This window comes from Silanimonas algicola (assembly GCF_054777375.1).
In genome coordinates this window covers 1-510 of sequence record NZ_BAAHAS010000014.1, presented here as the reverse complement: position 1 = coordinate 510, position 510 = coordinate 1, and the positions used below count along the sequence as shown (strand labels likewise).

Annotated in this window: 1 protein-coding gene; it reads right to left on the bottom strand. The window is 66.3% G+C overall.

The window, feature by feature from the left end; all coding sequences use genetic code 11:
• Positions 1-108: 108 nt before the first annotated feature.
• On the bottom strand, positions 109-399 hold the full coding sequence (locus ACYVAK_RS14710) for a hypothetical protein (protein WP_461062337.1): 291 nt from the start codon (positions 397-399) through the stop codon (positions 109-111).
• Between the last annotated feature and the right edge of the window lie 111 nt (positions 400-510).

The following is a 510-nucleotide window of genomic DNA, read 5'->3' as shown; positions in this document are numbered from 1 at the left end:
TCACGGTCTTCTCGGGCCAGGCGGCGAACGCGCTCACGGCGGCGGCAGCCAGCGCCAGGCCCATCAGGGTCTTCTTGATCATGGAGTCTCCTTGAAAAACGTTGTCTCTCATTGCGGGCCGAGCTTGCGGATCAGCGCGGCCAGTTCCTCGGCTTCCTGCGGCTTGAGGTCCGACAGCGGCGGGCGCACCCGGCCGGCGCTCTTGCCGACGATGGTGGCACCGGCCTTCACGATCGACACGGCATAGCCTTCGCCTTTGGCGCGGATCGCGAGGTAGGGCAGGAAGAATTCATCGATCAGGCGGCCGGTGGAGTAGCGCGTCGCAGGGTTGTCGTCGACCACCAGCACGGTGTGCGCGCCACGATCGATCGTGACGTTGATGGCCTCGGCGGAGATCATCGCGGCTGCGGGCCTTCCAGCCGCACGGGGATGGTCACCGAGAAGGTGGAACCCTTGCCCGGTTCGCTTTGCAGGCTGACGCTGCCACCGAGCAGCTCCGCCAGCTTCTTG